This is a genomic window from Thermosynechococcus sp. B3, from assembly GCF_030323045.1.
Lineage (GTDB): Bacteria > Cyanobacteriota > Cyanobacteriia > Thermosynechococcales > Thermosynechococcaceae > Thermosynechococcus.
The window spans coordinates 1359227-1380380 of record NZ_CP097584.1 but is presented as its reverse complement, the minus strand read 5'-3'; the positions used below and the strand labels follow the sequence as shown (position 1 = coordinate 1380380).

The following is a 21154-nucleotide window of genomic DNA, read 5'->3' as shown; positions in this document are numbered from 1 at the left end:
GTGGCTTGCGAGGACATTACCACGTCACGCGATCGCGCAAGCGTTCGAGGAGCTTCGGCCCGACACCGGGGACAGCATCTAGATCGGCCAAGGATTGAAAGGGCTTTTGCTCGCGGGCACGGATAATTTCAGCCGCTAGTTTTGGGCCGACGCCCGGTAGGGTTTGCAGTTCCTCTGCGGTGGCCGTGTTCAAGTTCACCCGTGTAGTCGGTGTGCTGGCACGATTTCCTGAAGAGGGGGCAGGTCGGGTGGCAATCTTACCGCCACAGGCGGTCAACTGCTGCTGAATGCGATCGCGAATATGCTGCGGCAGACCCAAACGACTATTGCTATAGAGCCGCTCAAACTCCCGTTCGTAGTGAGCTGCAACCGTAGGATGCTCGATGACCAGCAAGAATTCATCATTGCCGCGGTTGGCCGCCTCGGACCAGTTGTGAGAACCAACAATGACGGTGCGATCGTCGACCACGCCATACTTGTGGTGCAGCTTATCGCCCTCTGGTAGGAGGGGGGTGCCCACCGTTTGAATGGGGTTTTGCCACGGGCGGTTGCCGGCTTCGTAGTAACAGTTGCCTTGACGGGCTTGGGCAGTATTGGCCATCGCCACCCCCATCATATCGAGGGCTTCGCTAAAGTCACGGTAGATAAATCCTGAGTCAATGAGGGCGCGAATGCTAACCCCTTGGTTATGGCGTTCCTCTAAAACGTAGGATAGTTCTTGATCTGAAAAGACAAAAAGCGCCATGTCAATTTTTTGGCGTGCCCAACGTAGTGTTTGGCCAATCAAGCCATTGGTGGAGACAGACCAAGGTTGCGATCGCGGGGTTGGCGAAAAGCGCACTGTAACCATGGCATCGCCCACCGCTACTGGTTGAGGGGGACGCACTGGCTTTTTGACCCCAAAGCGACTGTTGGGCTGACCACCGGGACCATCCCCCCACATGATGTTGAATTCCTCAGTAAATAGGCGTGCCACGGCGGGACTATCAATCACCAAGAGGGAGTTGGCATTGCCACGGGTATCGGGTCGTCCCAAGTCGCCGTGGACATCACTGAGGGTAAAGTTCGCCGTAGTCGCAATCACTTGGCGATTGTCAATCACAATAAACTTGTGGTGCATGAGCATACTGCCTTTGGAGCCATCGGCAGTGTCATCAATCCAAGGAATCTTCGCTTCGTTGAGAATCGTCTGCACATCGCGATCGCTGAGTTCGGCAGCACTGAGTTGGCCATCGCCGTTGGTGTCCACCAGCGCTTTCCAGTCGTTATAGCGCTCCCGCATCCTTGGATCCATGGCACTCACCTGCCCAGCACTGTATGTTGCCCAAGGGGCAGTGTAGGTATTTTCCATCACCACCCGTACCCGCACCCCCGTCTGCTGCCGTGCTGCTAGGGCCTTGGCAAGATTGGGTAAGCGAAACTCCTGCACCGCCACATCAATCGTCTTTTGTGCCTTGGCAATCTGCTCAATCATGATTGCCTCAAGGTCTTCCCCTTCACGGGTATAGGGGCGATAGGGTTCTTGATAACTGTGGGCTTGGGAGTGATTCATGTGTACCGCGATTTGCGGATGTTGAGGCAGCGGGTCTAGGGCAGGGCGGAGAATTGGGTGCGATCGCAATTGAGTGAGCACCACAGCCGCAATCAACAGCCCCAATAGAAACAACAGCAGATACACACCGTGTCGCCGCCATTTAAGCTTTTGCCAAAACACGCTGACTTCCCCAATGCTTGTCCCAATTCTAGGGCTATCTTTTTCGCCTCAAGGTGTTCTGCGCTGCATCGGTTGCCACGGGCGCTTGGCTAGGATAGAGGCGATGCTTTTGCAGGCCTGCCATGATCACGGTGCTGGTGTTAAATGCTGGCTCTAGTAGCCTCAAAGCCTGTTTGTATCGGTTAGCACCTGAAATGGCGGCAACGGCTGCCACACCCCCCGCTCCCCTTTGGCAAGGCCTGCTCGATTGGGGACAAGACCCAACGGTGGCGCGGCTCAAGGTCACAACTGCCGACCAGCGCTACGAAGCCAGCCTAACCCACCCAGAGGGGGGAATTGCAGGCCTACGGGACTGGCTCAAAACTCTCTTAGAAACCCTCACCAGCGGTTCGACAACGCTCCTAGAAAGCCTTGCAGAGATTACGATCATTGGTCATCGCGTGGTTCATGGGGGTAGCCGTTACCAAGCAGCGGTGCGCGTGGATGCGCAGGTGAAAGCAGCCATTAGGGAATTCAGTGAATATGCTCCACTCCACAACCCAGCGAACCTGCTGGGAATCGAATTGATGGCGGAAATTTGCCCCCAAACACCTCAAGTGGCCGTGTTTGATACCGCGTTCCATGCCCAACTGCCAGCAGTGGCGCGCACCTACCCTATTCCCTATGAATTGACCACCGCTGGTATTCAACGCTACGGCTTCCACGGCATTAGCCATCAATACGTCAGTGAACGGGCGGCCACCCTATTACAGCGTCCCTTAGCAGCGTTACGCCTAATTACCTGCCACCTTGGCAATGGCTGTTCCCTCACTGCGGTTAAGGGGGGAGTCTCGGTGGAGACCACGATGGGCTTTACACCCACGGCGGGAGTGATGATGGGGACGCGCTGTGGCGACATTGATCCGGGAATTTTGCTCTATCTGTTGCGGCGGGGCAAGACAGTTGAAGACCTCGATCGCTTGGTGAATCGGCAATCGGGCCTGTTGGGAATCTCTGGGGTGAGTAACGATTTGCGCCAGATCTTGGCAGCGATTGATCAGGGGAATGCCCAAGCGCAGTTGGCCTATGACTGTTTTATCTACTCCCTGCAACGGGGCATTGCCAGTCTCTTGCCCAGTCTTGGTGGTCTCGATGCGTTGGTATTCACAGCAGGAATTGGTGAAAATGCCGCCGGTGTGCGCCGCGATGTCTGCCGAGGACTGGGTTGGTTGGGAATTGAGTTAGATAGCGCAGCTAACGAAGAGAGCAAAGGCGATCGCGACATTGCGCTGCCGACTGCTCCCGTACGGGTTCTCGTGGTTCAGACCCAAGAGGATTGGGCGATCGCCCGCGCCTGCATACAGCTTCTGTAAACTGAATTTGCTGAAGAAAACATAAGAAAACATCAAGATTTATGCCCTAGCCTTGACGCCCCAAGGGCAGCGTACGTAGAATGCGGGTAATTATTCACTCCTCAGTATTCAGTTTTCAGTATTCAATCTTTAAATCGTCCAGAGACAAAAAAACATCAGGAGTTGAACTGTGTTGAATCTGCGTCGTACCGCTCTTGTTGCCTTGGCCGCAATGGCAACCTGTACCACTGTTTTACTTTCTCCTGCTGAAGCCAAACAGGTGAAGGCTGTGCGGGGCGTTGTCACCAACATTGATGGGGATAATGTCACCCTGCGGCAACCTTGGGGTGAAGAGATTGTGGTGGTGTTTGATCGCAAGCACCGTCAGCGCCCCTTCCGCAAGGAAATTGTTGAAGGTCTGGATGTGGCAGTGATTTTGGATCCAAAGGCCAGTGTGCCCACCGCCAAAATCATCTGTGCCGCCATCGTGCCTGCCCCTGAGTATGTCGCGGTAACCCCCATTCAAGTGCCTCAAGTGGGTGGCTCAGCACCGGCTCCGCGTCCGGCTGCCATTCCCCCCGCAGCACCACCGCCGGCACCGCCAACACAAATTCTGTTCTAAACATCCTGAGAGAGATCGGAGTTGTTCTCATGCTGGGCTGGGTCAGAGGAAAAACCTTAAGTTTAGCACTGGGGGCGACCGCTATCCTGCCTATGGCTGCTGTGGGTGCTGAAGAATTGAAGGTGAGCCGTGCCTCTGAGTCAGAGCCGTACTTGCCGACCACCTTAGCGCCCTTGGCACTTCCCCCCCTTGGTGAGGCAACTCCGTTTCTACCCGCTTTAGAACGCAAAATTGTCCTGCGCTTGCGGCAGCGCCGCGTCTTTCTCTATGAAGGTGATCAAGTATTAGCCAGCTATCCCGTGGCTGTGGGCAAGCCGGGCTGGGAAACGCCCCAAGGTAATTTCAGAGTGCTGCACAAAGTCGTCAATCCCCAATGGCGTAATCCCTTTACGGGGGTTTTGGTTCCGCCGGGGGGTCGCAACCCTTTGGGCGATCGCCTGATTGTCTTTGCCCCCATGGGAAATAACAACTATGCTGGCTTCCACGGCACAACGAATGAATCTTTGATTGGCCAAGCCGTTTCCCATGGCTGTGTGCGGATGCGCAACGATGATATTCGCGCCCTCTTTGAAAAAATTGAGGTGGGCACACGGGTGATTGTTCAGCCCTAGTTGATCTTAATTAAGAAAAACTGATACCATCATTGAGCGATCGCTGGTGACTTTCCCCAAGAGCGATCGCTCAAGTTTTGCATAAAGCCACTTTGCAAACCATACCAATGCATTGGAAAGAGCCGATGCACATTGGTTATGATCGCCTTAGCAACACAGGTGTTTCCATAACCCTGTCAGGTTAGGGTCTGGCCTCGTTCTGAAATTCACTCTTCACGCCATCTCGCTAATGCAAACTTGACCGTTCACTGGTGGGTGATATTGTGCTGGGAAATCTATTTGCAAAACCAAAGCAGGGCTTGGGGATTGAACTCACCCCAGAGCGGGTCAATATCGTACAGCTTCAGCGGCAAAAGCAGGGTCTGAAAATGACCGCTATGGCCTCAGTGCCCTTGAGTGAAGGCGCCATTGAAGAAGGCCGCATCATTGACACCACCGCCGTTGCCGATGCCATCCGTCAAGGGATTGAGGATAAACGCATCAAACAAAAAGAGGTGATCAGTGCTATTCCCATGAATGAAGCCGTGATTCGCCTGATTCGCCTGCCTGCGGAATTACCCGACTACGAATTGCGGGAAGTGGTTCTCATGCAGGAAGCCCCACTGTACCTTCCCTTTCCCCGTGAAGAGGCCGATGTTGACTATCAAAAACTGGGAACCTCCCTTGATGAAGATGGCATTGAGCGGGTAGAAATTTTGCTCGTGGGCACGCCCCGCGAAGTGACCGATGCCTACATCAATGCCTTTACCCAAGCCGGTTTACAACTCACCGCCCTTGAAGTGACCAATTTTGCCCTCATGCGTACCCTGCGGGATTCACTACAGCAGTTTGTGGGCGAAGCAGCAGCGATTATTGATATAGGCGACGAGGGCACAGAAATTAGCATCGTCAAAGATGGCATTCCCCAGTTCAACCGCAAAGTGCCCATTGGCAAAGAACGGATGCAAGAAGCCATTAGCCGCGCCATGAACTTGCCGCCTTCGATGGGCGTTGACCTGATTGAGAATCTGACCGTTCCCCTAGAGCCGATGGATGTGACCGGAGCACTCAACCCCAGTGGTGCCGCTATTTTGCGAGTGCTCTCCGATCTAGCAGACGAAATCCGCCGCTCTATTGACTTTTACCTCAACCAAGGGGAAAGTCTAGAGGTCTCGCAGTTGCTGCTTGCCGGTCCCGGTGCCAGTATTGGTCAAGTGGATGAGTTTTTTAGTCAGCGGCTCAACTATGCCACCACTTTGGTTGACCCCATTAGTTTGCTGGGACTGCAAACCCTAGAAGAGATTCCCCTCGAAAAACGCCCTGCCCTCGGCACGGTGATTGGTCTTGGTCTGCGTGGCGCTTAGGAGCATCCCCGATGTACTCAATTGAGATTAACCTCCTTAAAGAACGTCCCGAAGTGGGGGGCATGGCTGCTACCACAGCCGCAGCGGCAGGAATGAGTAATGTGCCGATTATTCTTGGCTCTGTAGCGGCGCTCTTTTTTGTAGGGCTTGCACTCCTCGGCTCGGTGGGTGCCAACCTCTGGCTGCAACAACTGACGAGTAAGCAAAAAAGCATTCAGAATCGCCTTGCAGCGATTTCTCCAAACCTGCAACGCATGGATGAAATTAAAAAAGAGCAGGAGCAGGTTACCGCGGAAACCAAAGCCCTAGCCTCGGTGTTTAATCAGGTCAAACCTTGGTCGGCGGTGATGCGCAATATGGCAACTCAAACGCCAGCAGGGGTACAAATTCGGCGGATTACCCAAGGCGGACAAACAGGCCAAGAGCTAACGATTGAAGGCACAGCCGTATCCTTTGATGCAGTCAGTGACTTTCTTTTGCTCTTGCAAAATCGCTCTCCCTTCTTTGATGGCAAGGCCACTCAGTTGGTGAAGGCGGAACGGGCAAATCAACAGGGTGAGGAAGAGACAACCGCAAGGGTTTCCTTCAATATCAAGACGGCGATCGCCAGCGTGCCGGCATCGGAACTCCTTGAAGAACTCGCGGCCAATGACGTTGAAGGACTGGTGGCGCGCATTCAATTTCTCAAAGAAAAAGGAGTGGTACAGGAATGACCCTAACTGGCGATTTTGGCGGCCCCCCGATTGAGGAACCCGCACCCAATTATCCGACGGTCTTTGGCATTACCCTGACACCCGTCGTCAGTGGTGTCCTTATTGCCTTGGTAGGTTTGGGAGCAGCGGTTTACTTGGGGAGTCTTCTCATTGCCCCCAAACTGGAGGAAGCGGCCAAGTTACAGGAGGAAATTGCCCAACAGGAAAATGACCTCTCCCAGCGGGAAGTGATCCTGAAGCAACTCAATGATGTAGTCGCGGGGTTAGAGCGCGCCAAGCAGCAAAATCGTGATGTGCGATCGCTCTTTGCCACACAGGAAGCCCTAGACACCCTCCTCCTTGACATTAACCGCCTGATCTTGACCAGCGGCGCCCAACTGACCACATTTGAACCCGATAGTGCAGCTTCAGGAATTGTCCAAGATGGCTCCCTTGGCCCCGAATTAAATGCCAAACTAAAACAACAGGTAACCAACGTTACGATTCAAGGGCCATTTCCCAGCATTTTGCAGATCATGCAAAAAATTGATCAGCAGCAGAACTTCCTCGTGATTAACAACCTAACGATGGAACTGATTGCTGACAAACCCGGTGAAGTGATTACCACGTTTAAGCTCATGGCCTATGTGCCCCTAACCCCTGAGGAAATTGCCGCTTTGGCCCCCCCACCCCAAGGAGGTGAGCAGCAAGGACAACCGCAACAACAACAGCAGCAATAGCGCATGGCAAGCCAAAAAGCAGCGTAGAGTGTCTTGGGAGTGAGTTGTATTCTCTTTTCATACATTTGGTGGCATTTGTGAGGAGTCAAGCATCGTGAGTCAGCTTTTACATCGTCTCGGCCTAGGGGTGGCCACAACGGCCCTTGTTGCTGCCAGTCAAACCCCCACTTGGGCCACAGCAACGGAAATTACGGGAGTTCGTCTAGTAACAGCTCCCAACGGCATTCAACTCCTCTTCAACGTGCAGGGGAATCTACGGCCAGCAGTTTTCACCGTCAATCGCGGCAATGCCTCCATCGCAGATATTACCAATAGCCAACTGCGCCTGCCCCAAGGGGGTGCCTTCCGCCAAGATAACCCCGCCCCCGGTATCTCCTCCGTCGAGGTGGTGCAACTGGACGCCAAAACCATCCGCGTCACCGTAAATGGCATTAGTGCTGCTCCCATTGGTGAAGTCATCCGCGAAGGACGCGATGGCCTGCAAATTAACTTCATTACGGCTCAAAGCCCCGCTGGTCCTCAAGTGTCCCCCAGTGGTCAACCCATGGCCATGCCCCCCGGCTCTAGTGCGGTGCCGCCTTTTCTACCGCGGCCAGTGCCACCCCCTGTTGGCGATATGCTAACTAGCCCCCTCAATGCAGATCCGGATGTCATCCAACTGGGCACGAACCAACGGATTCCCCGTTTACTCTTGCGGGAAGCCCCTGTGCGGGAAGTGCTTTCTTTACTGGCTCGCGCCGCCAATATGAACGTTGTCTTTCCGGAAGGCAATGGGGAAGCAGGCGGCGTCACCATCTCCCTCGATATTGAGAATGAATCCGTTCAAGACGTATTCAACTATGTGCTGCGGGTCACTAACCTCAAAGCCAATCGCCAAGGCCGCACTATCTTTGTGGGCCAAGCCTTGCCACCCGCTGCCCAAAACCGCATTGTCCGCACCATTCGCCTCAATCAAATGCGCGTCTTTGGAGCGGGTTCAACGACACGGGAAATTAGCTCCCTTGCCCAAACCGGCGGCACCATCGGGGGCGGAACTGGGGGTGCCCAAGCTGCAACAACCGCCCAAACTGCTCTCAACCGTGAAACTCGAGTTCGCGAGGGTGACTTACAATTGGGTGCCGTACAACTGTTGGAAATGTATGGTGCAAATTTGCCAGATACTGGTCGCCAAGATGCACCAACGGGCTGTGAACAGCTTCAAGTCCCAGCAGCAGCTGGCGGTGTGGTTAACCAAATTTGTCGTAGCTCCCTGCTAAAAGGCTTAGAAGTTGTCGGTGACCCCCGCACCAACACAGTGACATTGATTGGCACCCCCCGCAAAGTGGAAATTGCTACGCAATTGATTCAGCAATTTGACATCCGCAAGCGACAGGTGATGGTTAATGTCAAGTTTATTGATGTGAACCTGTTGCGAGGGCGGAGAGCAAATGCAGACTTAATTACTAATTTTGGCAGCAGCCTTTGGGGAGCTATCTTCAACGCTGATGGACTCACTGTTATCCGTGGCACCACACCTAACGTGGGTGGTTTGACCCCTGCCCCCCTCACTGGCGCACCAGTCAGTACACCCGTGGGGAATCTACTGAGTGACTTTTTTGCGCAGCTTCAACTTTCTATTGAAACTGGCAATGCCACAATTCTGACCAACCCCACCCTTGTCATTCAGGAGGGGAGTGCTGCGCAAGTCAATTTGACCCAAGAAATTTTCTCTGGCATTGAATCCACTGCTGATCAACAAGCCACTGGCGGCGGCGGGGCGATCGCGACTCAACAGATTCGCCCAATCCTGCGGCCTGTGGGGGTGATTTTTAATGTCACCGTAGAGCAAATTGACGATAATGGTTTTATAACGCTGCAATTGTCCCCAGAGGTGAGTGCTCCCAGCGGTACCTATGATGTGATTTTCCCAGGAGCGCCGACGGGTTCCACGGGGACACTGATCTCGCAGCGGCGGATGGAGTCGGGGCGGATTCGCTTGCGGGATGGCCAAACCTTGATGCTGGCGGGCATTATCCAAGATCAAGATCGCTCGTTGGTGAGTAAGATTCCAATCCTAGGAGACATTCCCTTGTTGGGGCGGTTGTTCCGCCGCGAGAGCAACCAGCGTCAACGCAATGAACTGGTGGTGATGGTGACGCCGAAGATTGTTGATGATACCCAAAATGCCGGCTTTGGCTATCAGTACACGCCAACACCCGGGAGTATGCCGCCAAATATTCAAAATCAGATTCTCCAACCTCCACGGCAACGCTAACACTTCTGAGTAGGGATTACCCCCTCCGAGTCTGTTCAGAGGGGGTTCATTTTTTTAGTTGGCCTTTAGTTGGCAACCAGTTTTTGCCAACCTAACCCTGCAAGGGCTTGATTGCGCCGCAGCGGACGGGTAACGAGTTCTAGAATGTCACGGGCATTGCCAAAGCCGTGAATTTGGGCAAAGGTGAATTCCACAGACCACTTGGTGCTGATGCCACGGGCTTCGAGGGGATTGGCATGAGCCATACCCGTAATCACAAGGTCGGGCTGGAGCGCCTTAATCCGCTGAAGTTGATTGTAGTTATCGGGTTTTTCAACAATGGTGGGGAGGGGATGCCCCATCTCGCCACAAGTCTTCGTCAAGAGTTCTAGCTCAGCTGCTTGGTAACGTTTATCCATGTAGGGGATGCCAATTTCTAGTACCCGCATACCACAGCGAATCAAAAACCGCGCTAGGGAGATCTCTAGGAGATTATCCCCCATGAAAAAGACCGATTTGCCTCGCACCAATTCAAGGTAGTCGCTCAGTTTTTCCCAAGTTTCGGCTTCGCGCTCCGCTAGGCCTTGGGGCTGAATCCCAAAAGTGGTACAAATCTGTTCGATCCACGCGCGGCTACCATCAGGGCCAATGGGAAAGGGAGCCGTAATGAGTTGACATTTGCGGCGGCGAATCAAGGTAGTGGCGGTACGACTGAGGAAGGGATTCACACCAGCAACGTAGTAGCCCTCATCAATCACTGGCAATTCGGTATAGCGTTTGGCAGGCAGCCATCCTGACACCTTGATGCCCTGTTTTTTTAATTCCAAGGTGAGTTGGGTCACCACGGGATCGGGCAGGGAGCCAAAGAGAATAAGGGGTGGGTGGTCGTGGTACTGGTGGGATTCAGCTTGGAGATCCTCTTTTTTCTTGCCAAAGTTGAGAAGGCGCTGGATGGGGTTGCGTTCCTCTGGATCGCTCACCGCTGTGGGCGTGGGACAACGGGCGGCCATGGCTGCTAGCACCGTATCTTCCCCTTGGGTAAAGGCATAGTCCAGACCATTGGCACGAGCCACAACAATGGGAATGCCAATTTCGGCTTCTAGTTTGGGCGCCAGTCCCTCCAAGTCCATTTTGATAATTTCCGTGGTGCAGGTGCCAATCCAGACAATGACACTGGGGTTGCGATCGCGCTTGATTTGGAGGCAGAGGCGCTTTAGTTCTTCATAATCATTGAGTTGCGCCGAAATATCTCCCTCTTCTAGCTCCGCCATGGCATAGCGGGGTTCGGCAAAAATCATCACCCCCATCGCATTCTGCAAAAAGTAGCCACAGGTCTTGGTGCCAATGACCAAAAAGAAACTGTCTTCAATTTTTTGGTACAGCCAAGCCACACAGCTGATGGGACAAAAGGTGTGGTAATTGCCCGTTTCACACTCAAAGTTGAGGGCATTGGGAGCAGTCGCAGTCATAGGGAGAGCCTCCAAATTTAGAAACGATTGGAACTAGGTTTGATGACTTTGAGCAGCCTCCTCACCGTGTTCTTCAGCCCGATTACTGACAAAGGGCTTAGGGGGTAGTAAGCGAGGTTCTGGGGGCAGTTGAGGAGGGTTATCGCCGTTGGCCCGTTCTTCGTCGGGGTTGAAGTTCAAGCCCAAGGCAGAAATAATGCGATCGGGATCGTTGCTGAGTTCGACAATGACGGGTAGAGCATCCAGTAAGCGCGGTTCCAAAGCCGTCAGCACCCCCAAAATAAAACTTGAGGAGGGGCGCCGTTGACCGCGATAGGTACTCCAAATCGCCAAGCGGACAATCCAATGGTGGTTTTCTTGGTAGTAGGCCAGCCACTTACTGCGTGCGCTTTGCCGTAATTGCTCAGGGTTCATACTCACTCCAGCGAAGGGGTTCCGTGGAGTATTCTAGGAGAGTTTTAGACCGCTGCAAGTGACCGTTCTGACCCCTGTGGGTTTAAGTAGAAGTCGGAGAGCAGGGCAAAAAGGTCGCGATCGGGGGCATCCTTGGGCACCACCCCCTCAGGCCGCGCCAAAATTTGATCGGCAATGTTCAAGTAGTAGTCACAGACATAGTTGAGACTGGGATCGCTTTCGGCCATCTCAAAGAGGGTTTTGCCCTTGACCCGTGACACGCGAATATCCTCAATCAGCGGCAGCACTTCAAGGATGGGCATGGGCACGGCTTCCACATATTTTTCAATGAGATCCCGCTTACTGGTGCGATTGCCAATGAGACCCGCAAGGCGCAGGGGGTGCGTGCGCGCTTTTTCACGGACGGAGGCGGCAATGCGATTCGCCGCAAAGAGGGCATCAAAACCATTATCGGTGACAATCAGGCAATAATCGGCATAGTTAAGGGGGGCCGCAAAGCCACCACAGACCACATCCCCCAGAACGTCAAAGAGAATGACATCGTATTCATCAAAGGCATTCAGTTCCTTGAGGAGCTTGACCGTTTCACCGACCACATAGCCGCCACAGCCTGCCCCAGCCGGGGGGCCACCCGCTTCGACACAATCCACACCGCCATAGCCTTTGTAGATCACATCCTCTGGCCAGACATCCTCGTAGTGGTAGTCCTTGGCTTGGAGCGTGTCAATGATGGTGGGAATCAGAAAGCCTGTCAGGGTAAATGTGCTGTCGTGTTTGGGGTCACAGCCAATTTGCAGGACTTTCTTGCCCCGCCGCGCCAGCGCCACTGAGATGTTGCAACTGGTGGTGGATTTGCCAATTCCGCCTTTACCGTACACTGCGAGTTTCACGTTGACTTTGCCTCCTAAGTAATGGAGCGACACGATGACCTAACTGCTATTCTCGGCCAGCGATCGCTAGAAGCGGCAGTGGTTAGAAAAATAATCTTTTTGTAATAAAATTTCAGCTGATTTGAGGATGAGCAAACGCTTTTTTAAGTTTGGGAAGTCTCTCAGGAAACTGGCATTTTTTTGAGAAGTTATCTTTAATTTTTTTGCTGTTAGTTTTTTAGTTAAATTAAACAAAAATACAAAAATTCCCGCCGCCAAGTCATCCCCTGACCAATTGGCCTCAAGGCTAAAATTTACCTGCCCAGCGATCGCGCCAAAAAACATCTGAAAAAAGAAACGTTTCTCCTAGGGGGCGATCGCCCGCATCGTTGTAAAGAATCATTAAAAATCTCGAAAGTAAATGATTTGTTACAATTTAGGCGGTTGTATCCCTTTGAGCGCTACTTTCTCTCGTTTTCCCTAGGAAGTGGTTAGAATTTGAGGGAAGGCGATTGTGCTACAGCGTTTTTCTCTGCCATCTCTCTGGACGAGCAAAATTAGCTCCTTGGAAAGGTGCGGCATTGTTAAGCTGTAGGGTAGCCTTCAGTCCGCTGTTGATACTGCCCGTAAGAATGGCCAATGAACAAAGATCAATTTGCCATGAGTGATAACCCCTACGAAAAGCTGCAAGTGCCGGAAGACGCTTCTTTCGAGCAGATTAAAGAAGCACGGGATGCGCTATTAGCGGCTCATCCGGGGGATGAACGGCAGCGTACCGAAATTGAAGCAGCCTACGATGCCATTTTGATGGATCGGCTGCGGCAACGCCAAGAGGGCAAAATCAAAGTGCCTGAGCGCATTCGCTATGCTGAGCAACTCAATGAACCGGCGCCAGCTAAGCCCAATCGCATTGCGAATCATCCCGCCCTTCAGTGGTGGCAGCAACAGTTGGACACCCCCAACCTGCGGGGCATCGCGATTACCTCAACGGTCTATGCCGTTCTGATGGCGATCGGGTTGTCTCAGGCCAATCCCGATACCTTGGCATTGGTGCTGTCACTGGGGGTTGGCTTTAACCTCGTGTGGCTGCAACGCAAAGAACAACGCCTTGGCCGTGCCTTTTTGATCACCCTCCTTGCCTTGATATTAGGCGCAGTGATCGCCGTGGGCATTTACCAGCTTGGTCTGCCGGGGGTCTTCCTCAATGTGGATCAACTGGTGGGCATTGGCGTTTTCGTCACCTTTTGGCTCACCAGCAATTTCCTGCGCTAACTGCGAATTTGAATCGGCATCACCAAGTATTTCATCTGGGCTTCCCCAAGGGGGAGGAGGATCGCGGGCTGGGTTTCGCCGTTGAGTTGCAGTTGCACCTCTGAACTATTCATCACCTTCAGTCCTTCGAGAAGATATTTGACATTGAAGGCCACCTCCATCGACTCCCCAGAAATCTGAGCCGGCACATTCTCTTCACCACTTCCCAATTGCGGCGCCTCAGCCGAGAGTTTGAGTTCTTGGGCTTCAGCATCAATGTTGATTTTGACGACGTTATTCTTTTGAGCCGCAAGAATTGCCACCCGTTCTAGGGCATCTGCTAGGGCCGATCGCTCCACCGTGACTTGGCGCGCAAAGGTTTTGGGAATGAGTTGGCGGTAATTGGGATACTGCCCCTCCAACAGACGGCTGGTAATGCGAGCATCGTTGCCAATATCAAACACCACTTGAGTCGGGTCACAGCGCAGCGCTACATCCCCGTCTTGTTTCGCCATCAGCCGCTCTAGATCCTTGAGGGATTTTGCGGGAATCGTAATCGGCGAGAGGGCTTCCGGCACAGGCTGTTCAGTCAGCGTAACGGCGAGGCGGTGGCCATCGGTCGCTGCAAACTCAAGGCGATCGACCTCAAAGGTCACATGCAACCCGGTGAGAATTTGCTTGGTTTCATCAGTGCTCGCCGCAAACAAACTCCCCTGAAGTCCCCGCCGCAATGCTTCTGCGGTCAAGGTTACAGGTGTCACATCCTCTAACGTGGGCAGAGCAGGAAATTCCTCGGCACTCATCCCCTGAATCTCAAAGAAACCGCTGCCATAGTCGAGGATCACTCGCGTATCTTCCGCCGTAATCTCAATATCGCGATTGGGCATCCGCGACACCATCTCACTAAAGAGCTTAGCAGAAACAGTAATTGCCCCCGGCACCTTGACCTCTGCATCCAGCCAGATTTGCATCCCCAAACTGAGATCAAAGACGGAGAGTCCGAGGCGGCCACCCTCAGCTTGCAGGAGAATATTCGCCAAAATCGGGTGCGACGGATTGCTCGGGGCAACGCGACTCAGGGGGGCGAGCTTACTACTGAGAACTGATTGTGAACAAACAACTTTCATGGTGTACTCCACGGCAGAGGCAGATGGGATAAGAGGCAACGGAGAGAAGAAGAAACGCGGCTCGTTATTGGCCGATCTACTAGCATACTATGCAATCTATGACTGGTATCGCTTGGGCAAAAACCGCCGTACTTTGCTCAGGAAAAACTCTAGCTCCGGTAGATTTAGGGGCGAGATAGCCGCTGCAAAAACAATCAGGCTGACACTGCCGGCGATCGCCAACTGCAACAGTTGCACCCCCAAGCCTTCCCGCCCCCAAAACAATTCCAGTCCTTTGAGGGCACCCCAACCTGCCGCACCACTGAGAACACTGGCTAGGGCAATTCCCAGCAACGGCACCATTAGCTCCCCCCAAGGTAGCCCCCCCAAACGACGGTGCAAAATCCAAGTCAGGGCAATAAACGATACGGTATTCACCCCAACCGTGGCCATTGCCAACCCAACAGCGCCAAAGGCTTGGGTAAAGAAAAAGCAAAACAGGGCATTAAATCCCAATCCCCAGAGGGTGATGTAGAGGGGTGTGCGGCCATCCTCTAGGGCATAAAAGACCCGCACAATGACATCGCGGGCAAGGTAGAAAAACATACCAACGGCATAAACCAATAGTAGCGCCGCCACAAGTTGGGAGGCCTGAAAATCAAAGGCACGCCGCTCATAGACCACCCGCACTGCCGGCAATGCCAAAGCTGCCATCATGCCACCGAGGGGCATCATACTCAAGGCAGTGAGTACCAAACTCTGGCGAATGCGTTCCTTGAGATCCGGCCAATGTTCTGGTTGTGCCAACTTTGAAAAAATGGGCATATAGGGCACAAGGATCACATTGGAGAGAATCCCTAAGGGCGTTAGAAAGAGGAGTTGGGAGTAACTCAAGGCCGACGCAGCCCCCACAGGCAACTGGGAGGCAAAGAAAAGACTGATATAGACGCTGATCAAGAGCATTCCCGAGGATAGGGTGGCAGGCCCCATGAGTTGAATTAACTCCCGCACCTCGGGACGATTGAGATCAAAACGTAATCGCAATGTACCCATGCCGGCTTGCCATTGGGCAGGAATTTGTACAAGCCATTGCAGTACCCCTCCCGCTAGGGTTCCCCAAGCGAGCACTGCTGGGCCAAATTGATCGGCAAAAAACCAAATGCCAATAATCACCGCTAAACTAGACAGCAAGGGACTAATGGAAGGCAACCAGTACTGATCGGCAGCATTGAGGGTACCAAAGCCAATGCCAATCAAACCCGAGAGCACGGCCAAGGGTGCCATAATCCGAAACTGCTCTGCGGCTAAGGCTTGAATCTCTGGACTGGCACCGGGGGCAATGAGTTGAATTAAGGGGTCAGCCAGCACCATCAAAATGGCGGTCAGCACCAGTAATAGGGCACCCACAACGGTGGTAATGGTTTCCACGAGGGGCGCGGCTTTTTCGGGCGGTTGCTTGAGAACCACACTGATGATCGAACTGTGGAACGGACCATTGATCCCCCCCAAGAGCACAAAGAGAAACCCCGGAATCACATAGGCATAACTGTAGGCATCCACTGCGGCGCCCACACCAAATTCGGCGGCGATCGCCTGCTGGCGAACCAGTCCCGCGACTTTACTCAACAGCGTTGCAACGGCAACAATGGTGGCAACATGGGCAAGCGAACGCGATTTCTTTTCCACAGTGGTGGCAATCCTAATAAAACTGACTGATTTGGGGATAACTCTGGCGATGATCGTACCAGCGATCTAGATCTCTTTTATTTCCGCTGGCAGCAGAATCGTAAAGCAGGTGCCTTGACCGACTTCGCTAGTCACCTGAATCTGACCGCGGTGGGCTTTGACAATGGATTGGGCGATCGCCAGCCCTAAACCCGTCCCTTCGGACTTTGTGCCCTGAAGGCGATAAAAGCGATCAAACAGGCGGGGCAGTTCACTGGCGGGAATCCCCGGTCCATTATCAGCAATTACGACACGGTAGAATTTACCCTGCTGATCCAACCTCACTTGAATCTGACCCCCCGCAGGGGTATATTGCACGGCATTACTGAGGATATTGGTTAACAAGCGGCTGAGATGATCGGGGTTGCCCCACAGGCGATAGGCCTCTGTCTCCGCGGTCTGGGGATCCGCAAGCTCCAACGCCAGTTGCAGTTGTTTTTGCTGGATCAGAGGTGTTTGCTCCTCAATCACCCCTAGGAGAATAGCATCAAGGTGACAGGGCTGGGCCTGCAGGGGAATCATGCCGCTATCTTGGCGAGTCAGAAAGAGCAAATCATCCACTAAGCGACTGAGGCGGCGACTAAGGCGTTCAATGACTAGGAGTTGTTGGCGTTGGGTTTCCGGATCCGCAGTGGCTAAGGCGACTTGGACATTGGTTTGAATGAGGGCCACGGGGTTGCGCAATTCATGGGAAGCATCGGCGGTAAATTGCTTCAAATAAGCATAGGACTGCTGCAGGGGGGCGATCGCCAGCCGTGACAGGAACCAACCACTAATACTCACTAGGGTCAGCGTAATTGTGATACCAACCAACAGATCCCAGAGCAGGGCTTGACTCGGCTGGGTCACCTCGAACCAAGGATGGCTGACCCGCAAATAGCCCAGTAGGCGATCGCCCACCACTAAGGCCACCGTCATCTGCCGTAGCCAGCGATCCTCCCCCACCTGCACCGTTTCTGCTGTCCGATTCAGATGCAAGGGCAGATCAAGGGGTTCTGAAAACGTGCTCCAAGCCAACTGCTGATCCGGAGTAAACCCCTCTAGGTCAATGTGATCCTCCTCCAGTGCCGCAAGGGGACTACTGCCTAAACTGGTTTGCCAATCAATGGCTTCCGCCGTGCCCGTGTCAATAATCAGGGAACGACTCACCACCTCAACAACGTGGCTGAGGGTGTCATCAATGCGCTCGATCAGGGTTCCCCGCACATAGAAAAAGAACCCCGTGGCAAAGATGAGGAGCAGGAGTGCCGTTACCCCCACATACCACAGTGCAAGACGGTATTGAATGGCACGAACCATCGTCATCGGGGCAATGCTAAGGGAGACCAATCACCACTGGAAACAAACGCCGCCCAATAGTAGGGGGATTCATCCTTGAGTCGCTGAAGCTGGACTTGCCGCAGGGCTTCTGTGCGCCCCATGCCTCGGCGCAGATTTTGGTAAAAGGCCACCATCATATCGCGGGTTACTTGATCATCCACTTTCCATAGGGTACTCACCTGCGATCGCGCCCCAGCCAATGTAAACGCTCGCCGCAATCCATAGACCCCCTCCCCATTCACCACCTCCCCCCGTCCCGTATCACAGGCTGAGAGCACCACCAACTCCGTACCCCTCAGGTTCATACCGGTCACCTCTAAGGCCGTCAGTACCCCATCCTCCACGTCTGAACCGCTCTGGCGTTGGTTAAACCCCGCCAAGGCCAAACCCGAACGCAAAAGGGGGTTTTCCAGAATGTCCCTGTTTCCTGACGGGGCTAAAAAGAAGCCGTGGGTAGCCAAGTGGAGAATTTTTGGGGACTTCGCCGCCTTAACCGCTGCTTCGGTGGCCGCCCCTTGAACCAACAGCCGCGCTTGGGGCAGGAGTGCCCTGAGGGCTTGGGCTTCTTGAGCCGTCCCCGGCAAAGGAGCAAAGGCCAACCCCCGCAAGTCAAGGGAGCGCACCGCCGGGGAAGCGGCAGAGGCATTGCCAAAGGAATGATCAAAACTGGGGTCAGCCACAATCAAAGGCACAGCAGCAGATTCTGATTGGGATTGCAAACGCAACAGTTCTCGTCCTGAGGTGAGCAAGGTAATGAGATAGGACTCCACCAAGTAGCGCCCTTGGGCATCCACAAGCGTCTGAAAGGGAATGGTGTTGAGCTCACCATCAGGGGCAATGAGCAAATGGGTGGCCGCCCCAATCCACGGCAGAATGGGTGTGATTAACTGCGCTGCCAAAGTCTGAGCTGGCCGCTGAACTTCGGATTTAGGCAAACGGGGGTCAGCCAACCGCAAACGGACTTGGCGTATTTGGGCATCAATTTCGGCCGCAGAACCAATGTCTTTGCCTATGGGTGGGCCGCTAGCCGGCAACACATAGACCCCATAGCGCGGCTCACTAAACTGCCGCTTGCTAAAGTCGTAGGGGCGATAGCGCACAAACTCAACCAGCACCCCATTGGCAGGAATCGCCCGTTGCACAGCAGCAATGGTCACTGGTTCAGTGAGTTCGCGAAAGCTAGCACTGCGCAGACTCAGTTCGGCTTCCAGTTGATTGGCCTGGGCTTGAAGTTGCTGCACTTGGGAGAAAGCTGCTGGCTTTGCTGAAGCAAAAACGAGTTTAGCGATGGTTGTGCGCAATGTGGTGAGTTGCTGGAGCTTCGCTTGATCTGGCGCCGCTAGTTGCCGTCGCAGTCGTGCTTGGTTCTGGCTGAGAAAATCCAGTAATCGCCCTTTGCGGCGCAAAATCGTTGTTAAGGCCAAGGCAGTGGCCTCAGAATTGTGGGGAAGACTCTGGAGATGCAACGTGAGAATGGCATCGGTACTGTTTTGAAAGGTTCCTAGATAGTTGCGCTTGTAGTCCTCTGAACCAACGATTAGATTCTGACTGAGGTTCTTTTCCTCAATTTCCTGTACGTTTTGCAGTAGGGCAAGGGTTTGGGTAAGATTTCCCTGTTGCCAATAGACCGCAGCAAGGTTTCCTAGGGCAGCAGCGGTATGGGGATGGCTTTCCCCAAGGCGGGATTGGGCGATCGCCAGCGCCCGTTGATAGAGAGACAGTGCCGCTGCGTAGTTGCGCTGATCAAAATAGAGCGTGGCTAAATTATTCAGGCTGGCAGCAATATCGGGGTGACCTGCGGGCAACGTTTGTTCGCGAATCTGAAGGGCACGTTGGTACAAGGGCAAGGCGTCAGCATAATTCTTTTGTTCCCGATACAGGGCTGCGAGGTTGTTCAGCGTTGTTGCCACGTAGGGACTCTTCTCCCCAAGGGTTTGCTCAAAGATCCTGAGGGCGCGTTGATACAAGGGCAGGGCGGCTGCACTCTTTTTTTGCTCAGTGTAGAGGAGACCGATGTTATTGAGAATGACCGCCACTTCGGGATGATTGAACCCTAGGGTCTTTTCGGCGATCGCCAATGCCCGCTGAAACACTGGCAACGCAGTATCATAGTTCCCTTGAGCACCGTAAAGATTGGCCAAGTTATTGAGTGTTGCAGACACCTCTGGTTGATCTGACCCCCCAGCACGCTCGTAGATAGTCAATGCCCGCTGATAGAGGGGGAGTGCTGCTGCATAATTTCCCTGCTCAACATGGAGCTTTGCCAATTCGTTGAGACTGGCTGCCAAAAAGGGATGGTTGCTGCCCAGCGTATTTTCCACTAAGGTCACAAAGCGCTCTGCTAGGGGAATAGCAGCCTGCACATTACCTTGTTCCCGCAGTTGATCAATTTGATTGGCAAGTTCCTGAAATTGCTGGGGGGATGGCTGGGCTAGAGTTGGCGAACACAGACTAAGAATCAGACTACTTCCAAGGGCGATCGCGCCCCGGACAAGGCATCTTCTGGTGTTCATTTTTTTCCTCGGTGGTTCCTCAACAGCACCCGTCACAATCAAGAATACTGATGGGAAACGCTCACCCCCAGTTCCTGCCAAATGGCATCTAAGAGAAGCTCTAACCCCTGACGCGCCACCGCAGAGATGGCAAAAACCCGCTGACCGGCATAGGCAGCGAGGGTCTCTTGAATAGCCGTAATTTGCGAAGCCTCTAGGGCATCAATTTTATTCAGGGCAATGATTTGCGGGCGATCGCCCAAGCCGTGCCCATAAGCCACTAGCTCATCGCGAATGGTTTGGTAAGCAGCCACCACATCCTCAGCCGTGGCATCAATCAAGTGCAGCAGCAGACGGGTACGCTCAATATGGCGGAGAAACTCATGCCCCAACCCCAGACCCGCATGGGCACCGGCAATGAGACCGGGAATATCAGCAAACACGGTGCCATCACCATTGGGTTGGCGCACCACACCTAAATTGGGCACCAAGGTTGTAAAGGGATAATCGGCAATTTTCGGTCGCGCTGCTGATAACACCGAAATTAGGGTGGATTTACCGGCATTGGGCAGGCCAATAATGCCCACTTCCGCCAGTAGTTTGAGTTCCAGCCGGAGATGCCGCTCTTCCCCCTCTAGCCCCGGTAGGGCATAGTCTGGTGCCCGTTGATGATTGCTAAGGAAGTGCTTATTCCCTAACCCCCCTTTGCCCCCCTTAGCCACCAGCAGCGTTTGACCGGGGGTGGTGAGGTCGCCCAGTAATTCCTCGGTTTCGGCATCCCAAACCATGGTGCCACAGGGCACTTCAATCACTAAATCTGCACCACAGGCACCCGTACGGTTATTCGGCCCGCCCCGTTGGCCGTTGTCCGCTTTGAAGACATGGGCATAGCGAAAGTCCAGCAGCGTTTGTAAATTGGAGACTGCTTTGAGAATCACCGAGCCACCATTGCCGCCATTCCCCCCTGAGGGGCCTCCCGCAGGTACATACTTTTCACGGCGAAAGGCAATAATGCCGTCGCCCCCCTTCCCAGCTTTGACATGAATTTCGGCGAGGTCAATAAATTGCATTTTGGCCGCAATCGGTTGCGTATGAGTTGGATATTTGAGTATTGTATCTTGCCAACTTGTTGACAGTTCTTTTCACGGGGATAGCACAGACTCCAAAGGGTGAAACTCCGTATCGAAGACGCTTGATGTACGTCATAGGAGAATAAGGGCTA

General features: G+C 53.6%; 18 protein-coding genes. 8 read left to right on the top strand and 10 right to left on the bottom strand.

Features of this window, described 5'->3' with window-relative positions; all coding sequences use genetic code 11:
- Nucleotides 1-16: 16 nt before the first annotated feature.
- Complete coding sequence (locus tag M0646_RS06955; protein ID WP_286625071.1) at nt 17-1714, bottom strand: phospholipase D-like domain-containing protein; 1698 nt, start codon at nt 1712-1714, stop codon at nt 17-19.
- Between the two features lie 122 nt (nt 1715-1836).
- Here M0646_RS06955 and M0646_RS06950 point away from each other — a divergent pair, with 122 nt between their 5' ends.
- From M0646_RS06950 to M0646_RS06920, 7 genes are all read left to right on the top strand, one after another.
- The gene (locus M0646_RS06950; protein ID WP_286649439.1) at nt 1837-3066 is read left to right on the top strand and encodes an acetate/propionate family kinase; all 1230 of its coding nucleotides are present in this window, start codon (nt 1837-1839) and stop codon (nt 3064-3066) included.
- A gap of 169 nt (nt 3067-3235) precedes the next feature.
- On the top strand, nt 3236-3667 hold the full coding sequence (locus M0646_RS06945) for a hypothetical protein (protein WP_286649438.1): 432 nt from the start codon (nt 3236-3238) through the stop codon (nt 3665-3667).
- A 29-nt stretch (nt 3668-3696) separates the two neighbouring features.
- Nucleotides 3697-4278 carry a L,D-transpeptidase gene (locus tag M0646_RS06940; RefSeq protein WP_286649437.1) on the top strand — a complete coding sequence of 194 codons (582 nt, stop codon included), beginning with the start codon at nt 3697-3699 and terminating at the stop codon, nt 4276-4278.
- 263 nt (nt 4279-4541) lie between these two features.
- Complete coding sequence (gene pilM / locus M0646_RS06935) at nt 4542-5621, top strand: type IV pilus assembly protein PilM (protein WP_315862996.1); 1080 nt, start codon at nt 4542-4544, stop codon at nt 5619-5621.
- Nucleotides 5622-5632: 11 nt separating this feature from the next.
- Nucleotides 5633-6334 carry a PilN domain-containing protein gene (locus M0646_RS06930; protein ID WP_286625067.1) on the top strand — a complete coding sequence of 234 codons (702 nt, stop codon included), beginning with the start codon at nt 5633-5635 and terminating at the stop codon, nt 6332-6334.
- Entirely contained in the window at nt 6331-7053 is a 723-nt protein-coding gene (locus tag M0646_RS06925) for a type 4a pilus biogenesis protein PilO (RefSeq protein ID WP_286625066.1), read from the top strand. The genes M0646_RS06930 and M0646_RS06925 overlap by 4 nt, the downstream gene beginning before the upstream one ends.
- A 94-nt stretch (nt 7054-7147) precedes the next feature.
- On the top strand, nt 7148-9307 hold the full coding sequence (locus tag M0646_RS06920; protein ID WP_286625064.1) for a secretin N-terminal domain-containing protein: 2160 nt from the start codon (nt 7148-7150) through the stop codon (nt 9305-9307).
- 65 nt (nt 9308-9372) lie between these two features.
- Here M0646_RS06920 and M0646_RS06915 read toward each other — a convergent pair whose 3' ends face one another.
- The 4 genes from M0646_RS06915 to M0646_RS06900 all read right to left on the bottom strand — a co-directional run bounded on the left by M0646_RS06915 (nt 9373) and on the right by M0646_RS06900 (nt 12383).
- Nucleotides 9373-10755: a ferredoxin:protochlorophyllide reductase (ATP-dependent) subunit N gene (locus tag M0646_RS06915; RefSeq protein ID WP_149819371.1), complete on the bottom strand. Its 1383-nt coding sequence runs from the start codon at nt 10753-10755 to the stop codon at nt 9373-9375.
- Nucleotides 10756-10788: 33 nt separating this feature from the next.
- On the bottom strand, nt 10789-11169 hold the full coding sequence (locus M0646_RS06910; RefSeq protein ID WP_149819369.1) for a DUF5331 domain-containing protein: 381 nt from the start codon (nt 11167-11169) through the stop codon (nt 10789-10791).
- A 44-nt stretch (nt 11170-11213) separates the two neighbouring features.
- Entirely contained in the window at nt 11214-12059 is an 846-nt protein-coding gene (bchL, locus tag M0646_RS06905) for a ferredoxin:protochlorophyllide reductase (ATP-dependent) iron-sulfur ATP-binding protein (RefSeq protein WP_149819367.1), read from the bottom strand.
- Nucleotides 12060-12125: 66 nt separating this feature from the next.
- Entirely contained in the window at nt 12126-12383 is a 258-nt protein-coding gene (locus M0646_RS06900; protein ID WP_286649436.1) for a hypothetical protein, read from the bottom strand.
- 294 nt (nt 12384-12677) lie between these two features.
- On the opposite strand from M0646_RS06900, the gene M0646_RS06895 reads away from it, so the two are divergent.
- Nucleotides 12678-13310 (top strand): CPP1-like family protein, encoded by a 633-nt coding sequence (locus M0646_RS06895; RefSeq protein WP_149819363.1) that lies wholly within the window; start codon nt 12678-12680, stop codon nt 13308-13310.
- On the opposite strand, the gene dnaN is transcribed toward M0646_RS06895, so the two are convergent.
- The 5 genes from dnaN to obgE form a co-directional block, all read right to left on the bottom strand.
- Entirely contained in the window at nt 13307-14416 is a 1110-nt protein-coding gene (gene dnaN, locus M0646_RS06890; RefSeq protein WP_149819361.1) for a DNA polymerase III subunit beta, read from the bottom strand. The genes M0646_RS06895 and dnaN overlap by 4 nt on opposite strands.
- Nucleotides 14417-14512: 96 nt before the next feature.
- The gene (murJ, locus tag M0646_RS06885; RefSeq protein ID WP_149819359.1) at nt 14513-16081 is read right to left on the bottom strand and encodes a murein biosynthesis integral membrane protein MurJ; all 1569 of its coding nucleotides are present in this window, start codon (nt 16079-16081) and stop codon (nt 14513-14515) included.
- A gap of 66 nt (nt 16082-16147) precedes the next feature.
- Complete coding sequence (locus M0646_RS06880; RefSeq protein WP_315863027.1) at nt 16148-17419, bottom strand: HAMP domain-containing sensor histidine kinase; 1272 nt, start codon at nt 17417-17419, stop codon at nt 16148-16150.
- Between the two features lie 2 nt (nt 17420-17421).
- A complete protein-coding gene (locus M0646_RS06875; RefSeq protein ID WP_286649435.1) occupies nt 17422-19953 on the bottom strand; it encodes a CHAT domain-containing protein in 2532 nt (843 codons plus the stop codon).
- Between the two features lie 38 nt (nt 19954-19991).
- On the bottom strand, nt 19992-21002 hold the full coding sequence (obgE, locus tag M0646_RS06870) for a GTPase ObgE (protein WP_149819353.1): 1011 nt from the start codon (nt 21000-21002) through the stop codon (nt 19992-19994).
- Nucleotides 21003-21154 lie beyond the last annotated feature (152 nt).